General features: G+C 51.6%; 20 protein-coding genes. 10 read left to right on the top strand and 10 right to left on the bottom strand.

What is annotated here, in order from left to right:
• The first annotated feature begins 38 nt into the window (after positions 1–38).
• Positions 39–1,499 (top strand): glycoside hydrolase family protein, encoded by a 1,461-nt coding sequence (locus EQG79_RS09560; protein WP_129601335.1) that lies wholly within the window; start codon positions 39–41, stop codon positions 1,497–1,499.
• Between the two features lie 690 nt (positions 1,500–2,189).
• Here the strand turns inward: EQG79_RS09560 and EQG79_RS09555 are convergent.
• Positions 2,190–3,518, bottom strand: coding sequence for a TolC family protein (locus tag EQG79_RS09555; RefSeq protein ID WP_129601334.1), 1,329 nt, complete (start codon positions 3,516–3,518; stop codon positions 2,190–2,192).
• A gap of 121 nt (positions 3,519–3,639) precedes the next feature.
• Between EQG79_RS09555 and EQG79_RS09550 the strand changes: the two genes are divergently transcribed.
• Entirely contained in the window at positions 3,640–4,026 is a 387-nt protein-coding gene (locus EQG79_RS09550; RefSeq protein ID WP_077921835.1) for a GxxExxY protein, read from the top strand.
• A gap of 86 nt (positions 4,027–4,112) precedes the next feature.
• Here EQG79_RS09550 and EQG79_RS09545 read toward each other — a convergent pair whose 3' ends face one another.
• The 8 genes from EQG79_RS09545 to EQG79_RS09515 all read right to left on the bottom strand — a co-directional run bounded on the left by EQG79_RS09545 (position 4,113) and on the right by EQG79_RS09515 (position 12,529).
• A complete protein-coding gene (locus EQG79_RS09545; protein WP_129601333.1) occupies positions 4,113–5,246 on the bottom strand; it encodes an ABC transporter permease in 1,134 nt (377 codons plus the stop codon).
• Between the two features lie 147 nt (positions 5,247–5,393).
• Positions 5,394–6,314 carry an HlyD family secretion protein gene (locus tag EQG79_RS09540; protein ID WP_077921833.1) on the bottom strand — a complete coding sequence of 307 codons (921 nt, stop codon included), beginning with the start codon at positions 6,312–6,314 and terminating at the stop codon, positions 5,394–5,396.
• A gap of 49 nt (positions 6,315–6,363) precedes the next feature.
• Entirely contained in the window at positions 6,364–7,044 is a 681-nt protein-coding gene (locus EQG79_RS09535; RefSeq protein ID WP_129601332.1) for an ABC transporter ATP-binding protein, read from the bottom strand.
• A gap of 23 nt (positions 7,045–7,067) precedes the next feature.
• Positions 7,068–7,904 carry a DUF4249 domain-containing protein gene (locus EQG79_RS09530; protein ID WP_165358871.1) on the bottom strand — a complete coding sequence of 279 codons (837 nt, stop codon included), beginning with the start codon at positions 7,902–7,904 and terminating at the stop codon, positions 7,068–7,070.
• Between the two features lie 94 nt (positions 7,905–7,998).
• Positions 7,999–10,362 (bottom strand): TonB-dependent receptor, encoded by a 2,364-nt coding sequence (locus EQG79_RS09525; RefSeq protein WP_077921909.1) that lies wholly within the window; start codon positions 10,360–10,362, stop codon positions 7,999–8,001.
• A 10-nt stretch (positions 10,363–10,372) separates the two neighbouring features.
• Positions 10,373–10,570 carry a hypothetical protein gene (locus EQG79_RS30950; RefSeq protein WP_165358870.1) on the bottom strand — a complete coding sequence of 66 codons (198 nt, stop codon included), beginning with the start codon at positions 10,568–10,570 and terminating at the stop codon, positions 10,373–10,375.
• An 87-nt stretch (positions 10,571–10,657) separates the two neighbouring features.
• On the bottom strand, positions 10,658–11,392 hold the full coding sequence (locus tag EQG79_RS09520) for a LytR/AlgR family response regulator transcription factor (protein ID WP_129601329.1): 735 nt from the start codon (positions 11,390–11,392) through the stop codon (positions 10,658–10,660).
• 21 nt (positions 11,393–11,413) lie between these two features.
• Positions 11,414–12,529 (bottom strand): sensor histidine kinase, encoded by a 1,116-nt coding sequence (locus EQG79_RS09515; RefSeq protein WP_129601328.1) that lies wholly within the window; start codon positions 12,527–12,529, stop codon positions 11,414–11,416.
• 404 nt (positions 12,530–12,933) lie between these two features.
• Here EQG79_RS09515 and EQG79_RS09510 point away from each other — a divergent pair, with 404 nt between their 5' ends.
• Positions 12,934–14,178, top strand: coding sequence for an SGNH/GDSL hydrolase family protein (locus EQG79_RS09510; protein WP_129601327.1), 1,245 nt, complete (start codon positions 12,934–12,936; stop codon positions 14,176–14,178).
• A gap of 14 nt (positions 14,179–14,192) precedes the next feature.
• Positions 14,193–14,327 carry a hypothetical protein gene (locus EQG79_RS31460; RefSeq protein WP_255376574.1) on the top strand — a complete coding sequence of 45 codons (135 nt, stop codon included), beginning with the start codon at positions 14,193–14,195 and terminating at the stop codon, positions 14,325–14,327.
• A gap of 449 nt (positions 14,328–14,776) precedes the next feature.
• On the opposite strand, the gene EQG79_RS09505 is transcribed toward EQG79_RS31460, so the two are convergent.
• Entirely contained in the window at positions 14,777–15,451 is a 675-nt protein-coding gene (locus EQG79_RS09505) for a hypothetical protein (protein WP_129601326.1), read from the bottom strand.
• 94 nt (positions 15,452–15,545) lie between these two features.
• Between EQG79_RS09505 and EQG79_RS09500 the strand changes: the two genes are divergently transcribed.
• From EQG79_RS09500 to EQG79_RS09475, 6 genes are all read left to right on the top strand, one after another.
• Positions 15,546–15,815 carry a hypothetical protein gene (locus EQG79_RS09500; protein ID WP_165358868.1) on the top strand — a complete coding sequence of 90 codons (270 nt, stop codon included), beginning with the start codon at positions 15,546–15,548 and terminating at the stop codon, positions 15,813–15,815.
• Positions 15,812–16,093, top strand: coding sequence for a helix-turn-helix domain-containing protein (locus tag EQG79_RS09495; RefSeq protein WP_129601324.1), 282 nt, complete (start codon positions 15,812–15,814; stop codon positions 16,091–16,093). The genes EQG79_RS09500 and EQG79_RS09495 overlap by 4 nt, the downstream gene beginning before the upstream one ends.
• Positions 16,090–16,692, top strand: coding sequence for a DNA cytosine methyltransferase (locus EQG79_RS09490; RefSeq protein WP_129601323.1), 603 nt, complete (start codon positions 16,090–16,092; stop codon positions 16,690–16,692). Before EQG79_RS09495 ends, EQG79_RS09490 begins: the two co-directional genes overlap by 4 nt.
• Complete coding sequence (locus EQG79_RS09485) at positions 16,689–17,675, top strand: hypothetical protein (RefSeq protein ID WP_129601322.1); 987 nt, start codon at positions 16,689–16,691, stop codon at positions 17,673–17,675. The genes EQG79_RS09490 and EQG79_RS09485 overlap by 4 nt, the downstream gene beginning before the upstream one ends.
• A complete protein-coding gene (locus tag EQG79_RS09480; protein WP_129601321.1) occupies positions 17,593–18,429 on the top strand; it encodes an ATP-binding protein in 837 nt (278 codons plus the stop codon). The genes EQG79_RS09485 and EQG79_RS09480 overlap by 83 nt, the downstream gene beginning before the upstream one ends.
• A gap of 635 nt (positions 18,430–19,064) precedes the next feature.
• Entirely contained in the window at positions 19,065–19,697 is a 633-nt protein-coding gene (locus EQG79_RS09475) for a hypothetical protein (protein WP_129601320.1), read from the top strand.
• Positions 19,698–19,762 lie beyond the last annotated feature (65 nt).

The raw sequence follows: 19,762 nt of genomic DNA, 5'->3' as shown, positions 1-19,762 counted from the left end.
ATGCTGGTTAAATAATCCGTACCCACATAGCAACCGTAATGAAAATCAGCCCTCTCCCCATTTTTCTTCTTTTGTTTGTGATGTCGATTTGTTCGTTGTCGGCGCAATCTAAAAAAACCAGTACGGCTGACCGGGTTGGTTTTACCGATGCCGCTTCGTTCGGTTTTTCGCCATCCGCCACAGGTTTGGAAAACGCCCTGGCCTTGCAAAAAGCCGTCGATCTGGGCGGCACCATTATCGTGAGCCAGCCAGGTACGTATAAACTGGGTGGTACGGTTTATCTGGGCAGCCATACCTCGCTGGTGTTTGGCGATGGGGTATTTATCAAGAAGGTAAACGAGAAGGAAGATTTTTCGCACGTTTTTATCAACAAAGGGGCCGCGACCAAAACCTACAACGAGCACATCACCGTCGACGGATTACAGATCATTGTCAACGGAATGGATGTCCGGAAGTTCAACGAAGCCTACGGCCTGCACGGGCAGTTGGCCTTCTTTTATGTAAAAGACCTCCGCATCAATCGGTTTCGGTGCCTCGACCTGGGCAAAGCGCAATATGGCATTCACATCTGCACGTTCGAAGATGTCATTATCGACGACGTGATTATCAAAGGTGAAAAAGATGGTGTGCACTTCGGTCGGGGGAAACGGTTTACCGTCCGGAATGGGGTTTTCCAAACCTTCGACGATGCCATTGCCCTCAATGCCCACGATTATGCCACGGGAAACCCCGAACTGGGCTGGATCGAAAACGGGGTAATTGAAAATTGCCATGACCTGAACGCCGAAAACACCACCGGGTATTTCTGCCGGATTCTGGCAGGAGCCTGGACGGACTGGCAGGAAGGAATGGCCGTTCAACAATCGGATGCGGTCGTTTCTAACGGAAAACTCTACCGCGTACAGGCGAAACCGGACGGCACAATATATACCTCGAAAACACGACCTACTCACGACAAAGGGAGTCAAGTGCTCGATGGCATAAATTGGGGGGTGGTGCAGAACGACATCACTTACACCGCAGGTGTTCGCAATGTGATTTTTCGGAACATTTTTTTAGAAAAACCTCGTATCGGGCTTTCTATTCACTTCGATAACGATAAATACAGCCGCTCGTACTATCCGGGCGCAGCCATACCACTGCAAGAGCAACTGAGCTTCGATAACGTGCGGGTGCTGCACAACAAACCGATCCCCTTTTTATCGATAGCCACACCCGTCGATCTGGTCACCATCAGTAATTCGAGCATCCGAAACAACACCATCAAATTCGTGAGCAACAAAGCCATGACCGACTACCTCAAAACGAGTATTACTATCTACGGATGCTCGTTCCATAACGATGGTGAGTTTGAACTGATAACTAATGGGGTTGCCGGAAAGAAAATTCATGTCAAGACTTTTGGAAACACTGAATTAAACGACAAGTTTTCGGCAAAAGTGAATGCAGGGAACGGGCAAATAATAATAGATTCCGATCTAACGGGACTCAAAAAATAGAGGTAGATATGACGATGAATCTCTTGCCTCTACTTGTTTTTTTATCCGTCGTTCAGCTGAGTTTTGCCCTGAATACGTACCAGCCCGCCTGGTAATCAATTGACTCCCGACCTGTCCCAGCCTGGTCTGAAGCGGTCAGGTTTGGGCTCTTCAGACCAGGCTGGCGGGTTTACTGGCGATTGCGGTAGCCTTGTAAACAGTTTCACAAAGCATAAAAGCAGCCTTAACGAATCCGATTCAAACGCTACGGACCGACGTGATTTACACGAATAATCGGGTAGTCGTTTCCCTTTGTTTGCAGTAAGCAGGGTGTTGTACGCCGTTGTTTCATGCACTTCCTGAAAAGAGAGCAAATACTGGCTACATGGACCGGAATAAGGTTTAGCCAGGAGAGCAAGCTGAGCCATAATTAGAAGAAAGCCCCAGCAGGGGAACGGCGGCAGATCTGAAGACGATGACCAATCGGCCCGCATTCAGAACCCGATGTATGTACAATACTTCCTGAAAAAGATGTTGAAGTTGGCCTGACTGTATAAAAAAGGTTGACTGCCAAACCAGGACATGACATCTGTTTAACCGACTCATCTCCAAGGTTCTCGTTCAGCATTGATAGTAGCAAAATGGTCCACACAAAATCTGAACGAGTCAACCCGGTGCCGGTTAGTAACAACGTCAGCTACAAAGAAAAGATCAGTAAAGGCCTGTTGCTTTTTCATAGTTTAGTTTCGCTACCAAATAGGCATAAGCCGCTTCAATGTGGTTTTGCTCGGCCGCTCGCAACGATCGTTCGGTATCCAGTATCGTGCTGTACAGCGTTACCCCAAGCCGGTACTTATCCTGCTGGATTTGGTATAGCTGTTTCGACAACGCCAAACTGGCTTTAGTGGCGCGTAGGTTCTGGGTAGCGTTGGTCAGATCGGTCTGGTTTTTACGGATTTCGTAGGTAATGTCGGCTTCGGTTTGCCGCAGGGTCAAGGCCGTTTGCTGCAACCGGAGCTGATAGTCAAGCAGGCTGGTCCGTTTCCTGAATTGCGCCGATAGCGGTACGTTCAGTTTCAGGCCCACGTAGTTAAAATTGCTCCAGGCATCGCGGGTATAGTTAAGGCTGTTATCCTGAAACTGCGTCGAATAGTTAGCGTAGAATGACAACCCCGGCTTTAGCCCATCGCGGATTTTCTGGCTGTTTAGCCCGTATTGTTCCTGCTGAAGATATAACTGCCGAATTTCAGAGCGTTGCCCGTAACTGCTCAGTGCCGGAAGCTGGTAATCGGTTAAGGCATCAGGGTCGAGCCGGTCGGTCAGTTCCAGAGCCGTGTCGCCGGGCAGGTTAAGGCGGTAACGCAGATTGTCGAGGGCCAACTGGTAATTCTGCGTTGCCTTCCGGGCGTCAATGTCGGCGTTCTGGGCGTCGAGTTTAGCCTGTAGATAGTCCGATTCAAGCAACGTACCCGCTTTGTATCGTCCTTCGGCGATGGCCAAATAAGCGGTATATCGCTGCTGATCGGCCTGGGCCAGGTCGCGCTGTAGTTCCTTGAGCAACACGTTCAGGTACGTTTCGGCAATCTGTACTCTCAGGCTGGTTTGTTGTTGGTTATGCTGCTCTTTCTTAATCGCCAGACTATTCAGAGCCAGTTTCGCGTCGGTTTTCAGTTCTGGTTTGTAAATCGGCTGGGTCAGGTCGAGGGCGAAAAACGTGTTGTTGCGCGTGCCGAAAGCCAGCCGCTGCGATTCGGTTACGCCCGGAAACGCCCCCGCCGGTATGACGGTCGTTTGCAACTGGGTGTTGTAGCGCACATTACCCGACAAATTAAGCTCCGGCATCCAGTCGAGACGTCGTTGTTGCACCGTGTTTTCGGCCAGGCTGATGTTCGTTCGATTCGCTTGCGCATCGTAGCGGTTGGTTAGCCCAATGGTGAGGGCATCCTGTAAACGTAGCCGGGTTTGGGCGTGGTTCTCTGGTGCCGTTAGCGCGAGGAGGCTACTGGCTATGATGATCCATTTTTTGGTTTTCAGTGCCATATTGAACGCTGATTTTTATGATTCGTATGATTAATCATGATCTATCATAAAAATCATAATGATCTGTGTGCCAACTGGAACGCTGATTTTATGATTCGTATGATTTTCATCCGTAACTGACATGAACAGCAACTACCAGCATTCAGACCTCACCGACCAGATTCTTAAATCGTTTTACAAAGTCTACAATACCCTGGGCTACGGTTTTCTTGAGAAAGTCTATGAAAACGCCATGCATATCGAGTTGACCAAAATGGGTATGTCGTGCGTGAGGCAGCAACCGATCGACGTGTTTTACGATGGGCAGAAAGTGGGGCTGTACTACGCCGATCTAGTGATCAACGGGTTCGTTATTGTTGAATTGAAAGCGGCCGAAGGTCTGGTGCCTGAACATGAAGCGCAACTCACCAACTACCTCCGGGCAACCAATATCGAAGTGGGGTTATTGCTCAATTTCGGCCGTACGCCCCAGCATAAGCGTAAAGTGTTTAGCAACAACAGGAAGTGATTTTATGGAACGCTGATTTTTATGATTCTTATGATTAATTATGATAGATCATAACGATCATAAAAATCAGCGTTCCATCAAGCTAGCTACATCCTGAAGATCTGCACGGGTTCGAGTCGGGTGATTTTCCGGAGCGCGATCAGGCTGCTGACTACGCTGATCAATAGCGTAACACCCACCAGCGCCCCGATGAGCCAACCGGGGTAATTCACTTCCATGACGCCCCCCGCCATTGCCTGCCGAGTAAGCATCAGCAGGCCATAGGCGATGCCGAACCCCAGCACAGCATAAAGCACCGCCTGTGTCAGAATGAGCCGTCGGATCAGGCCGTTGCTGCCGCCGATCGCCTTTATGGTGCCGTAATCCCGGATGCGGTCGTTGACTGAGGCATAGAGGGTAAGCCCCACAATGATGAACCCGGCTACCAGCGCAAACATGACCATCATGCCGAAACTGACGGCTACGTTGCTGGTGGCCAGCATAAACCGGAGTGTATCGCCCCCTAGCTCCCGACCCAATACCGCCCGTATAGTGCCCATTTCAGTCATAATCCGGGTAGCCACCTCCTGACGTGTGGCCTGAGTGGTATCAACTGCAACGAGGTAGGCATTGACAAAATCGGTGCTTTGGCCGCTCAGCTTACGGGCTCGTTCGAGGGTGGTAATGGCATACGACGAGCCAAACCCTGTCATGCCAATTGACAACCCACTGACGTAAACGCGCTGGTCGTTGATCGTGAAATGGTCGCCTACCTGAATGCTGTCCATGGTAGGAATAGCACTGCGATCCAGAATGACGGCGCCTTCATTCATCAGGTCGTCGAGGTTGGTGCCGGGTGCGTATCGGGTGGCTGCGCCAACGTACCTGGGTGGCTGTACGCCAATAAGCTGAAACGTAAGGGCTGATTTAGACCCGTTGGGCGATTTGGCCGAACCCGATGCCAACACCAACGGATAAACCCGCTGCACTCCCGGAATGGACTGTAATTGCCGGCCCACGCGCACGTCGATGGCCTGTAGCTGCATCGCCGACTGCGTTTTTTGGCTGATCACCCACACATAGTCGCTATATTTGAGGGCAAGTCCCTGCACGTTTTCGGTCATGTTGGTGAAGATGCCTAACTGCATCCCGATCAGCACAACCGACATGATGATTCCCGCCAGAATACCCAACATTTTGCTGGTATCGTAAGTGATGAATCTGTAAGCTGTCTGTAGCATGATGATGATTTTATGGAACACAGATCATTATGATTTTTATAATTAATCATAACAGATCATAACGATCATAAGAATCAGCGTTCCAGTTGGCACACAGATCATTGTGATTTTTATGATCGATCAGGATTAATCATAAGAATCAGCGTTCTATTGACTTAGATAGATAGTACAATCGACACGGCCATTGATGAGCACCGACGCATCGGGGTTGAGACGGATACGTACCTCACGTACCCGCCGGTCTTCCTGCGAGGTTTCATCGGCGAAGAGCGACTTTCTCTTCAGAAAATCGGCGGTGAAGTAGACCACGCCCGACCCGATGCGCTTCCCCGTTGCCTGCGAGAAAACATCGGCTTTTTGCCCAATTTTGACCCGTTCGGCAAAGAGTTCGTCTACCTCGGTGCGGGCGATCAACCTACCGGCGGGGGCTAGTTGGGCCACAGCGGTAGCAGCCGTCACATAGTCGCCAACAGCCACTTTCCATTCGAGCAGCTTGCCGGTGTAGGGCGATTTTACCGTTTTCTGGACAGCCACGGTGGCGTAATAAGCAACGTCGGCGTTTAGCTCGGTGATTTTAGCGGTGGTCTGTTTCAGGTCAGTCAATCCCTTCTGATAATCCTGTTGGGCTTTGGCTGCGTTCACTTCACTTTCGCGCAGGGTCTGCCCGGTAACTCCTTTTACGGCCAGCAGTTTCTGGTTCAACTCATAATCGGCCTGTGCTTTGTCGGCCAGAATTTTCAGGCCAGCAATACTGGCTTCCTGTGCCGCAATGGCCGCCCGCTGCGTACCGATTTTGGCTCTGGCTTGCGTCACCTGCGCCTGATCTGTCGAGGAGTCGATGATCAGTATCGGCTCTCCTTTCGTTGCCAGCGCATTTTCGGCCACGGGCAGGCTAGTTATGCGCCCCGACGCACCGGCGCTCACCTCGATCAGGCCCTGCTCAGGTTCGATCCGGGCAATGCCAACCACCTGACTAATGGGTTTGACCGAGGCTACGTTCGGCGTCTCCTTTTTGGTACAACTGGCGAAAACAGCAAAACTCAAGAGCAAATAGGGGAACGTCTTCATGTTTTTTCGTGGTCGATTAGCGGAACATAAATCGGAATGGCCCCATACATCAGCGTTCCAGGGTTATGGGCCTGGCAATGCCGCTGTTAACTTCGATAACGCGGTCGGCATAGGCGCTCAGGCGTGGGTCGTGCGTCACAACGGCCACCGCCTTACCCGCCCGGGATAGTAACCGTAGTTCATCCATCACAATGTCGACGCTCTCTTTGTCGAGCGAGGCCGTTGGTTCGTCGCACAGCACCAGTTTCGGGTTGGTAACCAGTGCCCGCGCAATGGCGATACGCTGCTGCTGCCCACCCGAAAGCTGTTTGGGGGATTTTCGGCGGTGGTCGGTCATGTTCACTTTGGCGAGTGCCTCGGCCGTTCGGCGTTTGATGTCAACGCTCGGTAGCCGTTGCATCTGAAGCGGAAACGCCACGTTTTCCTCGGCTGTCAACGGAGCCAACAGGTTGAACTGCTGAAACACGAATCCAACCAGATTCAGGCGGGCGTCGGCCATTTGCTTCGCCGACATCTCGCGGACCGATTGCCCTTGTAGCCAGACGTCACCTTCGGTTGGATCGATCAGGCAACCAATCAGCGAGAGCAGGGTTGTCTTTCCCGAACCGGATGGTCCTATAATCAAGAGCAGTTCAGCCTCGTTGATGACCAGCGTAGTTTTATCCAGCGCCGTAAACACACCCGCTGGGGTCTCGTAAATTTTGTTGGCTTCTTTCAGTTCGGCAATCATACGTCGAGGTCGTTTTGGCTGGGTCAGTTTACCGTCGTGGTGCGGGTTGTGATGGCCGACCCGAAGAAGTACCCGACCGCCTTTTTGCCGTTGGCGTCGGTATTGACGATGTTCGTGCGGACGTTGGCGGGTGGGTTAGCAAACAGGCCGCCGTTGTTGGTTTGCTGTTGCAGTTCGTTCAGAAACAGATAGGCATCGTTGGTCAGCGAAGCCAGCACCAGCACCGCCCGGTCGCCTTTCTCGAACTTTTCGGGCGTGGTCAGTACATCCTTCACCGTTTGACCGTCGTTGTAGATATCCTGCACGAAGCTCAGGTTGAAGGGTTTATTCAGCAGTTTGGCTGCTTCGCTACCGGTACCCTGATACAGTTTGGCCCGGAAATTATCGCCTACGCCCTTCGGATCGGTGTAGTTATAGCGAATGAGGTAGCCGCTGCTGGTCGTGCCCGGCACAATGTCCCGATACTCGGCATACACCGAATCGATGGGTGTAGGACGTCTGATTTCAGTCGTCGCCTTATAGGTCCCGAATCGGGTATTTCCGATGGTCAGCGTGTAGCTGTTGCCTACCCGGCCCCGAAGGCTGCGGGTCTGATACGTACCTGGCGATGTCTCGCGGAGGGTATCTACCTTTCCCTGACTGTCGGCCAGCAACACCGTAGCTCCGCGAACGGCGGGTGGCGCATCGGAACCGAAGGCGTAGACTGTTTCGGTAAGCTTTATGGTATACGGGCCGGGTTGATCGGTGATCTCGCCATCGACAGCCAGTTGTGTTTCGCCCCCCTCTACATCCACGTCGATAGTGTCGGTGCAGGCGGTTAGAGAGAGGAGCAATGCGCTGAATAGCAGTAGTTTTTTCATCTCTTTAGGTCTTATTGAACGCTGATTTTTATGATTCTTATGATCGATCATGATTCATCATAAAAATCATAATGATCTGTGTTCCAATCGCCAGTTAAAAATGGAAGTTGTAAGTGGCTGATGGGATGACGGAGCCGAAGATGGATAGCCGCGTGGCGTTGGTTTGGCTGGGGTTGTCTTCGTCTTGCTGGAAATACACCGAGAACGCATTCCGGCGGTTATACGCATTGTAGAGCGAGAACGTCCAGTCGCCACGTCGGGGCCGTCCGTCGGCGCGTGGGTTTGGGTGAAGCGTGGCCGAGAGGTCGAGCCGGTGATAGGCCGGTACGCGGTAGTTGTTGCGGGCATTGTCGCTGCGCTGCGGAACCGCAATATCCTGCACGTAGTACTTGCTGCTCGGAAAAGTGGTGGCCACGCCCGTCTGGTAGGTAAAGTTGGCCGAGAGCGTCCACTTTTTCGAGGCTTCGTAGATACCCACTATCGACAGGTTATGGGTGCGGTCGTATTTGGCCCGATACCATTCGTTGTTGTTGATCCCGTCGATCTGCCTTTCCGTTCGGGAGAGCGTGTAACTCAGCCAGCCATTGATGCGCCCGGCGTTTTTCTTGACATATACCTCCATGCCATAGGCCCGGCCCTGCCCGTAGAGCAAATCCCCTTCGAGGTGTTTGTTGAGCCGGGTATTGGCCCCGTCGATATAGTCGACCTGATTGGTGAGCGTCTTGTAATACCCTTCAACGGAAGCTTCGTAGCGGTTGTCGCCGAAGTTTTTGAAGTAACCCAGCGCCACCTGATCGGCCAGTTCGGGTTTGGTGTTGTTGGTGGTGGGCCACCAGATATCGAGCGGGCTGCCGGCGGTGGTGTTCGAGATCAGGTGAACATACTGTGCCGTGCGGTTGTAGCTAGCCTTTATCGAACTGTTGGCGTTGAGTTGGTAGCGGAGCGATAAACGGGGTTCAAGGTTAGCGTAGGTCGAAATGGTCTGGTCATCGCCATACGACTGCTCGTTCATGGGCTGTTTGCGCTGCCCGTTGGTGCCGGTGTACTGATAGGTGGTATACGGCCCCAGAAAATTCCATGCCGATAGCCTAAAGCCATACTGTGCGGTCAGTTTTGGGCTGATCGTCTGCTCGTTATCCAGGTACGCTGCGTATTCGATGGCGTTCTGATCAGCGAGCGAGTTACCACTACCCAACGGCGACGACCCGCTGCCCGACACTTCGCCCGGACTGAACTGATAGCTGGTGGCCGCTGCCCCAAACGAGATCGTGTTTTTGGCGTTGAGGTAATACGTGTGGTCGGCCTTGAGGTTGTAATTCTTGATGTCGTAGGCCCAGTTAAACTCGCCCCCGTTGCTGAAATTCAGGTTGTAAGTGTACTTGCTGTAGGCGAAGGTGTAGTTGGCAAATAGCTTCGGCGTGTACACGTGGTTCCAGCGCAACGTACCTGTGGCATTACCCCAGTTCAGGCCGAACACGCTGCCAAAACCGAAGTTGTCTTTTCCGAAATAACCCGACGCGTAAAGGGTATTATTCTGATTGATGGTGTAGTTCCATTTGGCAGTTAAGTCGTAGAAGTACAGGCTATTTTCTCTTAGCGTGGGGGACGCCTTCAGGAACAGATCGGCGTAACTTCGCCGGCCGGAAATGATAAACGAACTTTTGTCCTTAACAATGGGGCCCTCCAGCGTCAGCCGACTCGATACCAGCCCGATGCCGCCGTTGACCGAGAATTTTTTGGCGTTGCCTTCCTTGAGCCGAACATCAAGCACCGACGATAGTCGACCGCCATACTGGGCCGGAATCCCCCCTTTGAACAGTTTTACATCCTTAACGGCATCGGGGTTAAAGACTGAATAGAAGCCGAACAGATGCGAAGCGTTGTAGACATTGGCTTCGTCCTGAATAATCAGGTTCTGATCGGCCGCTCCGCCCCGCACGTTGAAACCCACACCCCCTTCGCCCACTGATGCCACACCAGGCAGCGACATCAGGCTGCGCACCACGTCTACCTCACCGAGCAGCGCCGGAATGGATTTAATGGTCTTGATGTCGAGCCGGTTCACGCTCATGCCCACCTGTTGCACGTTGTCCTGCGCGCGGGTCTGGGAAACTACCACTTCCTGGAGCTCTTTCGACTCGTCGCGCAACTGAACGTCGAGCTTTTGGCTGGCCGAAACAGTCAGGGACATGATCTGGGGGCTGTACCCCACATAACTGATGGTGACCGTTACCGGGCCGGGTGGTAAGCTAAGCGAATAGAAACCATAGGCGTTGGTGGTTACGCCGACAGTACCGGCTGCGCCTTTGGCATAGACGGTTACGCCAATCAGCGATTCGCCGTTCTGCGCATCGCGGATGGTACCGCTAAGGGTAAATTTAACTTGCCCTAACGCTCCGTCTGTCAGACAGCAGAGCAAAGCCATCAGGCTTAGAATAAAGATACTTCTGTGGCTCATTATTCGCATTTCATTTGTGTTTTTCACCTTGAATGGCACAAATAAAACGGCTGATTTTCAGCGATTTTAGCCCCTGAAATGAGTGTGTCGAAGCATATGGATATGTGTAGAGATTCAGGCCGGGAGTGTAGACGTTCAGCCCGGTTACTTCTGGTCCGTCAGTGGATGGATCGACACCAACGAACTGGAAGATGGGTACCAGGATCATGAACCGTTGGATTGCGCCCTTCCCCGTCCTGAGTTCGGACATCGCTTTTTACATAAAGGGTCAGCCAAGGCCAACAGATAGCTGTTCTTACTCGCCCCGGTAGCGAGCCAGAAAGTCATCAGCGTAGCGGCTACCGATCGGAATTTCCAGCGTACCTGACGGTTTACCAGTGGCTGAGGAATTCAGCACTAGTTTGGATTTATGAAATGAACTGATGCGGGTCAACGGCACAATATAAGACTGATGCACTCGGCAGAATTGCGTCGGATCCAGTCTACTCTCAATCGCTTTCATGTTGAGCCGGGTCAGAATTGGCCGGTTGGGCTGAGAAGCGAGAAAAAGCTTAACGTAGTCCTTCAACCCTTCGATATACAGAATATCATGGTGGTAAACCTTAATTTCCTTGTATTCTGAATAAATGAAAAAGTACGTATCGGCAGGTATGGTGTCGGCTTTACGGCGTTGCAGAAAGGTGTCAACAGCCTTATTACAGGCTTTAAACAACCGCTCGAACCGGATGGGCTTCATCAGGTAATCAACTACATCGAGTTCGTAACCTTCCAGGGCGTACTGCTCGTAGGCAGTGGTGAAGATCACCAGCGGAGGATTGGAAAGTGTGCGTAAAAACTGGGTGCCTAACAACGTCGGCATCTGAATGTCCAGGAACAGGAGATCAACGAGGCCCTGCTGAATCAGATCAACGGCTTTAATGGGGTTGGTGAACGTACCTACCAGATCCAGGGTGGGAATTTTCCGGAGGTCGTCGGCCAGAATATTCAGTCCTAAAGGTTCGTCATCGATGGCAATCGTATGCAGTGCCATGGGCGCGGGATTTATGAGTAGTTAAGCTGGGAAGTGGATAGTTAGATCCACACAAAACAGGCCGTTTTGCGAATAAATCCTCAGTTCGTGCTGGTCGGGATAATGCAGAGCCAGTCGCCTTTCAACATTTTGAATGCCAATGCCAGAATCGGTAGAAGAAAGTTCGTTGGTCAGGATTCGGTTGCGCGTCTCAAATGTCAGCAGGTCGTTCTGAAAGGTCAACCTGATAGTCACGGGCGATTCCTCTTCGGGGTGCACGCCGTGTTTGAACGCATTTTCGACCAGGTGAATAAACAGCAACGGTTCAATAAGTACGTTCCGGTCGGTGGTCTCAACCACAAATGTCAGTTGGTTATTCGCGGTCAGGCGCATGGCCTGAAGCTCTACATAATGCTGTAGATAATCGATCTCCCTGGCCAGCGTCACCGGTCCGTTATCTACCTGGTAGATCATGTAACGCATCATGTCTGACAGCCGCAGAATGGCGTCTTCCGTGTCATCTGATTTTTGACGGGCCAGCCACCGCAAATTGTTGAGTGTATTGAACAGAAAATGCGGACTAATCTGGAGTTTGAGGGAGGTCAGTTCGGCTTCCTGTTTTTCAATAACCATCTGCTGTCCGGTAGCCTTGTACTGATTGCGGTCGTTATAAATGGCCAACCCACTGCTCACGCTGGTTAGCAGTAACAGCGACAGAAACGAAACAAGCAGGATCGGGGTCGGGATAGCGAACCAGGCATCGGTTTGAGCCAGTAACGATCGGGCAAATTGATTATGCCTGGACAGCATCGATAGTTCATTCAACAGGTAGTTATTCGCGTAGAGCCAGTCGGTAACAAGCATGAGCCCCATCAGCCCAACTAATGCCAGACCAAACCGCATAAGCCGTTGGTTAACGAGAATGTCGGGGGTAAGTACGTACAGATTCGTGTAAAAGAAAGCAATACTCAGCAGGTCATTGATGATCTTGAGGCCGAATATTTTTACTATATCGGTTATAGGAATCGACCCCGGCACCGTCAGCAACAAAAAAGGCAGGGTAATGTAAATGCACCAGGCGGTTGCCTGAAACAGAATCCACAAACGTTCGAGCCGTTGCTGCTGTTGTGGCCGTTCATAAAAAGAAAACGCTGCCAATGCTATCTATTAAATATAGTGAATTTTACGCCAGTGAGTATAGAGTCATTTACCTTTCCAATCGCTATGCCGATCAGATGGTAACCTGGTCTTGAGACACGATAAACATAGTCAGTTTCAGCCCGTATATCTATAAGATGTAGATATCTGGGTAAATGTGCAGACATTCACCGGCTTAGCAACTGGATAGACCATTTATGAGTAGCCATCTGATTCAAGCTGGTATAAGTAGTTACGTTACTTAAGATCGTTTGATGACACGAATTTTATTCAGATTATCGTAAAAAACCTAAAAACACGGCCTGCTTCCTCCATGCCCGAAGGGCTGGAAAGCGGCATCTCGCTACCCGACATGGCTGATTTCCTGGCTTTTATTAAGGGGACGAAGTAGTCACGCAAAAATCATGATTGAACGCTCGTTATCAGTACTCGTAAGCTTGTTGCTCACGTTGTCGGCAACCGCCCAAACAGACAGTCTGACCCCGGTGGTAGAAGCGACCTATCGGGCCGGATTGCCTAATTTTTTCCATAAGATTCAGAGCGGGCAAACCAGTAAGGTGGCCTATTTGGGGGGCAGTATTACCCGTGCCGACCAGGGTTGGCGCGATCAGACAGTTAGCTGGCTAAAAGACCAGTACCCCCACGCTAAATTCGAACAAATCATGGCGGCCATTGGCGGCACAGGTTCCGACTTTGGGGCCTATCGCCTTCGGCAGCACGTACTTCAGCACAAGCCCGATCTTGTCTTTGTCGAGTTTGCCGTGAACGACCACGGCAAAACAGCGCAGCAGGTGAAAGCCTCTATGGAAGGTATTGTGCGACAAATCTGGAAGGCTGATCGCCACACAGATATCTGCTTTGTGTATACGTTTCAGAAAGTTCAATTGCCCTTTTATCAGAACAAGACGTTTCCGGTTTCTACTTCGGCCATGGAAACGATTGCCGATCAGTACCAGATTCCATCCATTTGCCTGGCCTTGCCAGCTATACAATTGATTGAGGCCGGTAAAATGGTAATTCAGGGAAAGGCCAGCGAACAGCCTGACAAGATCGTGTTTTCGGGCGACGGCGTTCACCCCTACGTTGAAACAGGGCATAAACTTTACGCCGAAACCGTTGAACGGCATTTGCTGCGGATGGAGCCGAACAGCAAGGTGCAAAAGCATCCGTTGCCGAAAAGCCTGATCAGCGATAATTTGCAGAACGTAGCGCTACTGACAGTCGACAAGCTTGAAAAAAGCAAAGGCTGGCATCTGGTCGATTCGGTCGTGACTGGCAAACCCTATGCCTCATTAATGCCTCCTGTGTATGCATCAGCCGATACGGCCGATTATATTACTATCTCTTTCCGGGGTAATACACTGGGCCTGGTAGATGTGATCGGGCCGGGAACCGGACAGATTGTTGTCCGAGTTGACAACGACCCGCCCCGCTACATCAATCGGTTTGATGAGTATTGTACCTATTACCGCATGAGTTACACACTCATTTCGGGCCTATCCGACGGCAAACACACCGCTTCCATTCGGGTGTCGCCAACTAAACTGGACAAAGCGTCCATTTTAGCAAAACGGAACAACAAAATCACCAGCCCTCAGCTCTATGAGAAACAGGCCTTTTATATCGGAGCTTTTCTGGTCAGGGAGTGAGTCAGCCTTTTGTCATGACGCAAAACAACTCTTCCCATCGGCTCCCTATACTGACCACGCTATACGTCCTGAAAACGGTGTTGCTGTTTGTGCTGGTGATCACGGGCGGCTGGTTGCTCCGCTCCGACAAGCCCGGCCGACGCAGATAGGTTTGCTTCACCCCCATCAGAATCAGACCGCCAGGCGCAACGAATCACTGGTAAATATGTTCCAGGCAAACGTTAAGTCACTTTCTACGATGGGTTTTACAAACTACCTGACTTAAATGGGGGAAAATACGGAGTACCAAAAAGCCGCACTGGAGGTAAACCAGGGAGGCTTTTTGGTATATGCAGATGAGCCGATGTGATCGCAAAATGTAAAAACAGTTTAACCAGTAGGGCGATTCATCTACTATACGTAGTATATGCTAATAAGTCATGTAGTGAACACAGACTGAGGAAACAAAAAAAGCCTGATTGCTCAGGCTTTTTTGCTTACAATAACCATTGTAAATGTTAGTGACCGATACGGGGACACAACACCCCTAAAAATCATACTGATAATCAATCTTTTACGCCCCTCTATTTTTGTTAGGTCAGATTATAGGTCAGATTTATTAGTCAATTTCACCGCCGATAATCTTGGTGATCCGCCAGATACTTTTTACATCCTCCCGCTTCACAATCACAAAACCAGCCTCATCGCTGTCCGCATACAAGGTCAGGTAGTGGCGACTCAGCAGCTCGTTTTCCTTGATACGACGAACGACCAGCGTATTCCGGTACAGGACCAGCACCAGCGTCGAATTGATGTAGTCCCAGTCAGCTACCGGAATGGGTTTGGCCAGCAGGCGCATGCCCGCCGGATACCGGGGCTGCATCGAATTATCGGTCAGCCGCACTACCATGGAGGAGGTATAATCGGTCTGCTCCTCAGCCACAATGGAGACATACTGCTCAGGTTCACGTACATATTCCTTCCCGCTCCCGACCACGTACATGGGTAGGCTGATCTGGGTAGCGGGCTCATAATCGGTACCTACAATCTCGGCTCCCGATGTGTGCAAAATAGGTAACTGACCTTTCAACAGGTAGTTGGCATTAACCCGGGGGTATGCCTTCAGAAAGTCATCCAGGGTTTCGTAGCTCGGCTTGGTTTCTCCCTTCAGGATCTTGTACCATTTCACATTGGCTACACCCAGTCGGTGAGCTACTTCATTTGCATTCACATCGAGCGCCTGGAATACCTCCGTAAAGCGCTGCGCTATATGATTAGTCAAGGTGGGAGTCATACTAATTATTATTTGCTTTTTAACTAACAACAAATAGTTTTGCGCTATTTCTAACCAAATCTCGTCAAAAAGTATGCAGAAAACTAATAATAAGGTGCAAACTGAAATTAAAACTTTGCTTCAGGAGGTCACGGGGCATTTTCCGAAGACGTTCAATTACGCCAGCAAGATCGTTAGCCGTCTGGCGGTGAAAGGTGTCGTGGTTACCCGCTCTCAGGTCTACAACGTAACAGCCGGGGTTAGCTATAACCAGTTGATCGCCAGAGAAATCAGTTTGCTGGGTAGTGATTACCTGAGTGAACAGCGGAAGATTCGGGATGAGATGAAAATTGTGTCGAAACATCTAAAGGCTGTTCACGCATGACTCAGGTTGCGATTGTGATTCCACCCGACGTATGGGAGAGTACGCTGGATCGGTTGAAGCGTCTGGAAGAACGCGACCGGGAGCGGGGGGCCGAACCGGACCGTGACGCGGTGCTGACGGTGCGCGAGGTGGCGGCCCGGCTCCATGTCACGGAAGAGTCGGTTCGCAGAGCCAGACGGGATGGCCGGCTGACGGGCTTTAAAATCAATGAAAAAGAGTATGGGTTTCGGGCTTACGAGGTGAGCCGGTATATGGATCGTTATAAGCGCGAACTATGAGCAAGCCGATCTTAATCAGCCTGTTCGATCAGTCGGGTAGCTGGTCGAATCCCTATCGAAATGCCGGCTACGACATCATCCAGATCGATTTGCAACTAGGGACCGATGTCTTTAGCTGGGACTATTCACAGATTGACCGCAATCAGGTGGTTGGCATCCTGGCGGCTCCTCCCTGTACCGAATTTGCTGCTCTTGGCGCGAAATGGTGGAAGAAAAAGGATCCGAAGCTGCTGGCTGAGAGTATAAAGCTGGTCGATAAGACCCTGGAGATCATCTGCCACTTTTCCCAGGGTCAGCAGTTCAAATTCTGGGTAATCGAAAATCCGGTCGGTCGGCTGGATAAGTGTATACCCGCGTTGAAAGGCAAGCGCCTGTTATCATTTCAACCCTGTGAGTTCGGGGATCCCTACACGAAACGGACCATTCTTTGGGGCCACTTTTCACCCTGGCTTGTCAGGAATCACCGAAAGCCGGTAATGGGCAGCAAGATGCACCGGCTTTATGGCGGGAAATCCGAGCGAACGAAACGACTACGGAGTATCACGCCATCGGGCTTTGCCGATGCTTTTTTTCAGGCCAACAACCCCGCTAAACTATGACCCGTTACGAGCAACTGCAACGCATCGCCAGTGATAAGCGAACGGAGCCCCGACACGTTGCCCTGTTTCATGTTGTTACGGAATGCTGGGTGAACGCCGGTAAACCGCAACGGGCAGCCATCAACCACGCTGATACCATGCGACTTTGCCGGATTCGCGGGAAGGCAACGTACTACAAGACGCTTCACGAACTGGCTGCCTTTGGCTATCTAATCTACGTGGCCGCTACCAGCCGATACGGAAAATCTACCATTTCATTTGCGTCTATCGGTTCAGCCTGCGTACCGATGCGCCACACCATCGGTTCAATTGCCGAACGCATGAAGCCAGTGAAAGCCTGCATCGGTTCAGCGGCTGTACGGATGAGCCAAACCATCGGTTCTGAAACGGTACCGATGAAGCCGTTTATCGGTTCAGTAGCTGACCTGATGAAACAAGCGCATCGGTTCAGCATCAGCACCGATAGGTCCGATTCCAGCTCGTCAGGGCCTGTTTTCAGCTTATCCACCTCGGCGCAGCTACTCTCCCCGCGCGATAACATAACCTTATACAATACTGTAGATACTGCTGGTCAGGTAGTAAATATGGAGAAAGGTCATGTAATGCAGGGAAAAAGGGGTACAGGGGGAAAAACCGAAAAACGGACCAGGACGACAAACCAGGTGGGGTCTACGTTCGCGCGCTCAGAGCTTGCCGACTTCGAGAACTTTTGTGCTGCTCTCGCCGGGAACCAGACGGCCGCCAGCGCCGACCTCAGCTACTATTACCAGAAGGTTGCTGCCTGGCGAAACCGCGACGGGACCGAACCGGTACGCGGGAGCTGGAAAGCATCGGCAATCACCATCATGCTCAACGACTACCGGGAAGGGAAATTAGTTACCAGCCAAACCAAACAAGCCAATGTCAGTAGTTCCCACAGTAACCAACCTAAAAACGGACGATCCGTTATCGAACCAGCCGCAAAACGAGTCTTCAGCTGGTGATCAGCTGATCGGCGACCTCGACGCCTGGGTAGCCCGGCAGAAAGCCGCCAGGCAGTTCGCTGAAACGGCGGCCAAACGGCGCTTTGTCAGCGAGTATATGCGCCGAATGAATGCACCCCGATTCCCGGCTATCACCACCGCGGGAGAATTGCTGGCCTATGTGGTGCAGCAGGGTAATGCGATGTACGAACGGGGTGATCTCGAAAATCCGTTTGTGCTCGATGGCTACCGGCTGCATGTGTATCAGCAGCTTGCGGCCTATTTCAGTGGTGACTACACCACGTTTCCCTGTACCCTGAAACCAAAGCGGGGTATTTTACTGGTGGGTGGCTACGGTGTAGGCAAAACACTGGCGATGAGGTTGTTTGCAAACAATCCGGTCCGGTCGTATCGGCTGGTTTCGTCCCGGTCGATCAGCGAAGCGTTCCGGCTCAATGGCGACGTCTGCGAGTACAAACAAAAGATTGCCAATCCCTGCAGCACCAAGTTTTTCGGCCAGCTTGATCTGGGGCTTTGCATCGGCGATTTCGGGGCCGAACGCAGCGATGGTAAACACTACGGGTCTGGTTTCTCGGTCGGTGATCTTCTCCTCGACCGCTATGAAAACAACCAGCTTCGTGGCTGGACACATGCTGAAACGAACGGTTCGCCCGCCGACCTGATGAACGCGTACGGGCCCCGGGTGAACGACCGCTTGTTCGAGATGTTCAACGTGGTGCGGTTTCCCGAGGATACACCAAGCTTCCGGATTTGATGCCGGGGGTGTCTGCGCACAGAGCGACAAACGCAACGAAGAAAATACCGGATTACAGGCTGCTATTTTTTTGCCCACCGAACTAATTTACATTAGCTGATAACCAATAGTAGTTTGCCATTATGATAATGTATGTTTGTTTCCGCCACCCAGCCAGCCGGAGATGGTTAGCCTGACCAAAACGGTTGTCAAGTATACCCGGCCAAACGGTGGCTATGCCGTACGGATCCATATGGCCGGATTTTACAAGGCTGATAAGGACAACTGGCGATGGTCAGTACGGAGCGTGGAATGGCTGACAATCACGTCTGCATCGACGGAACGTACGTTTCTGTAGAGCTTACAGGTCGTGCTGGTCAGCTGAATGGGCAGCAGACTGGCGCGCGTAAGGCTGTTACCCAAGCGGGAGGTACGTACCTGGTAGTCCGGAATTTGGCGATGGTCTACAGCTGGTTCCAGAGTCCTAAGCGACAGGCTGACTGGTAAAGAGGCAGGAGCGGGCAGGGCCCGGCATGGACAGCCAACTAATTATTATTATCTTTTTTTGCAAATAATTATTTGCATATCTCCATTCTTTTCCTACACCTTTGCACAAACCAAACCCGCGCAGTCGGTCATATCTGCATACGCCAACTATGTTCTCCAAGGTACTTTCTGCCGTTGCGCTAGTCGCCATCGGTGTTTTCAGCCTGGTTGCCTGTACTCAGGACGCCAGGGTACCGGCTCCTCAGTCGGTTCATTTCCAGCCAGTCAGCCAGGCTGACGACGAGTTCGAGGGCGACGAGATCGTCGATGATACCGAAGCGGGTGCCCGTGTCGCAGCCATTGACACCGCCAATCAGTACAAGCTGAAATTTACCGTAACCTCCGCCTGTGTGTCGGGTACGGCTTCGGTTGGGTTCCGCTATTGCGAAGGCGCCATTTCGTCGCCCTCGCTGTCGGGTACGGCCATTAACACCAAAGCTGGGTTTAAGTCATTCAGCGTCAAGCGCGACAAGCTCAATACCACCCTCTATAAGACCTTCGACAAAACCAAGTCGTATACGGTCTACATCATGACGGCTGCAGCCCAGAAGGCGGTTAAGGCGGTCAAAGATGCCAACGGGGCTGTTGTTACACCAGCCGTCAGTGCGGTGCCGGCTGTTTATTCCCGGCTGGGGGTTCTTGATGCGAATCCGGTTGCCGAGAAAGCCCTCAACAAGGCAGGCACCAAACGAATCGGCCGACCAATTACCACCAGCACGACGACCTGGACCTGCCCGAACTAAGGGCCCTGGCGCTTTATCCAACGATCCGACAAACGCCCGTTTCAGGGCGTTTGTCATATCCCACA

It is taken from the genome of Spirosoma sordidisoli, from assembly GCF_004138325.1.
Taxonomy (GTDB): domain Bacteria; phylum Bacteroidota; class Bacteroidia; order Cytophagales; family Spirosomataceae; genus Spirosoma; species Spirosoma sordidisoli.
Note: the sequence above shows the minus strand (reverse complement) of the source record. Positions and strands in the feature narration are given on the sequence as shown.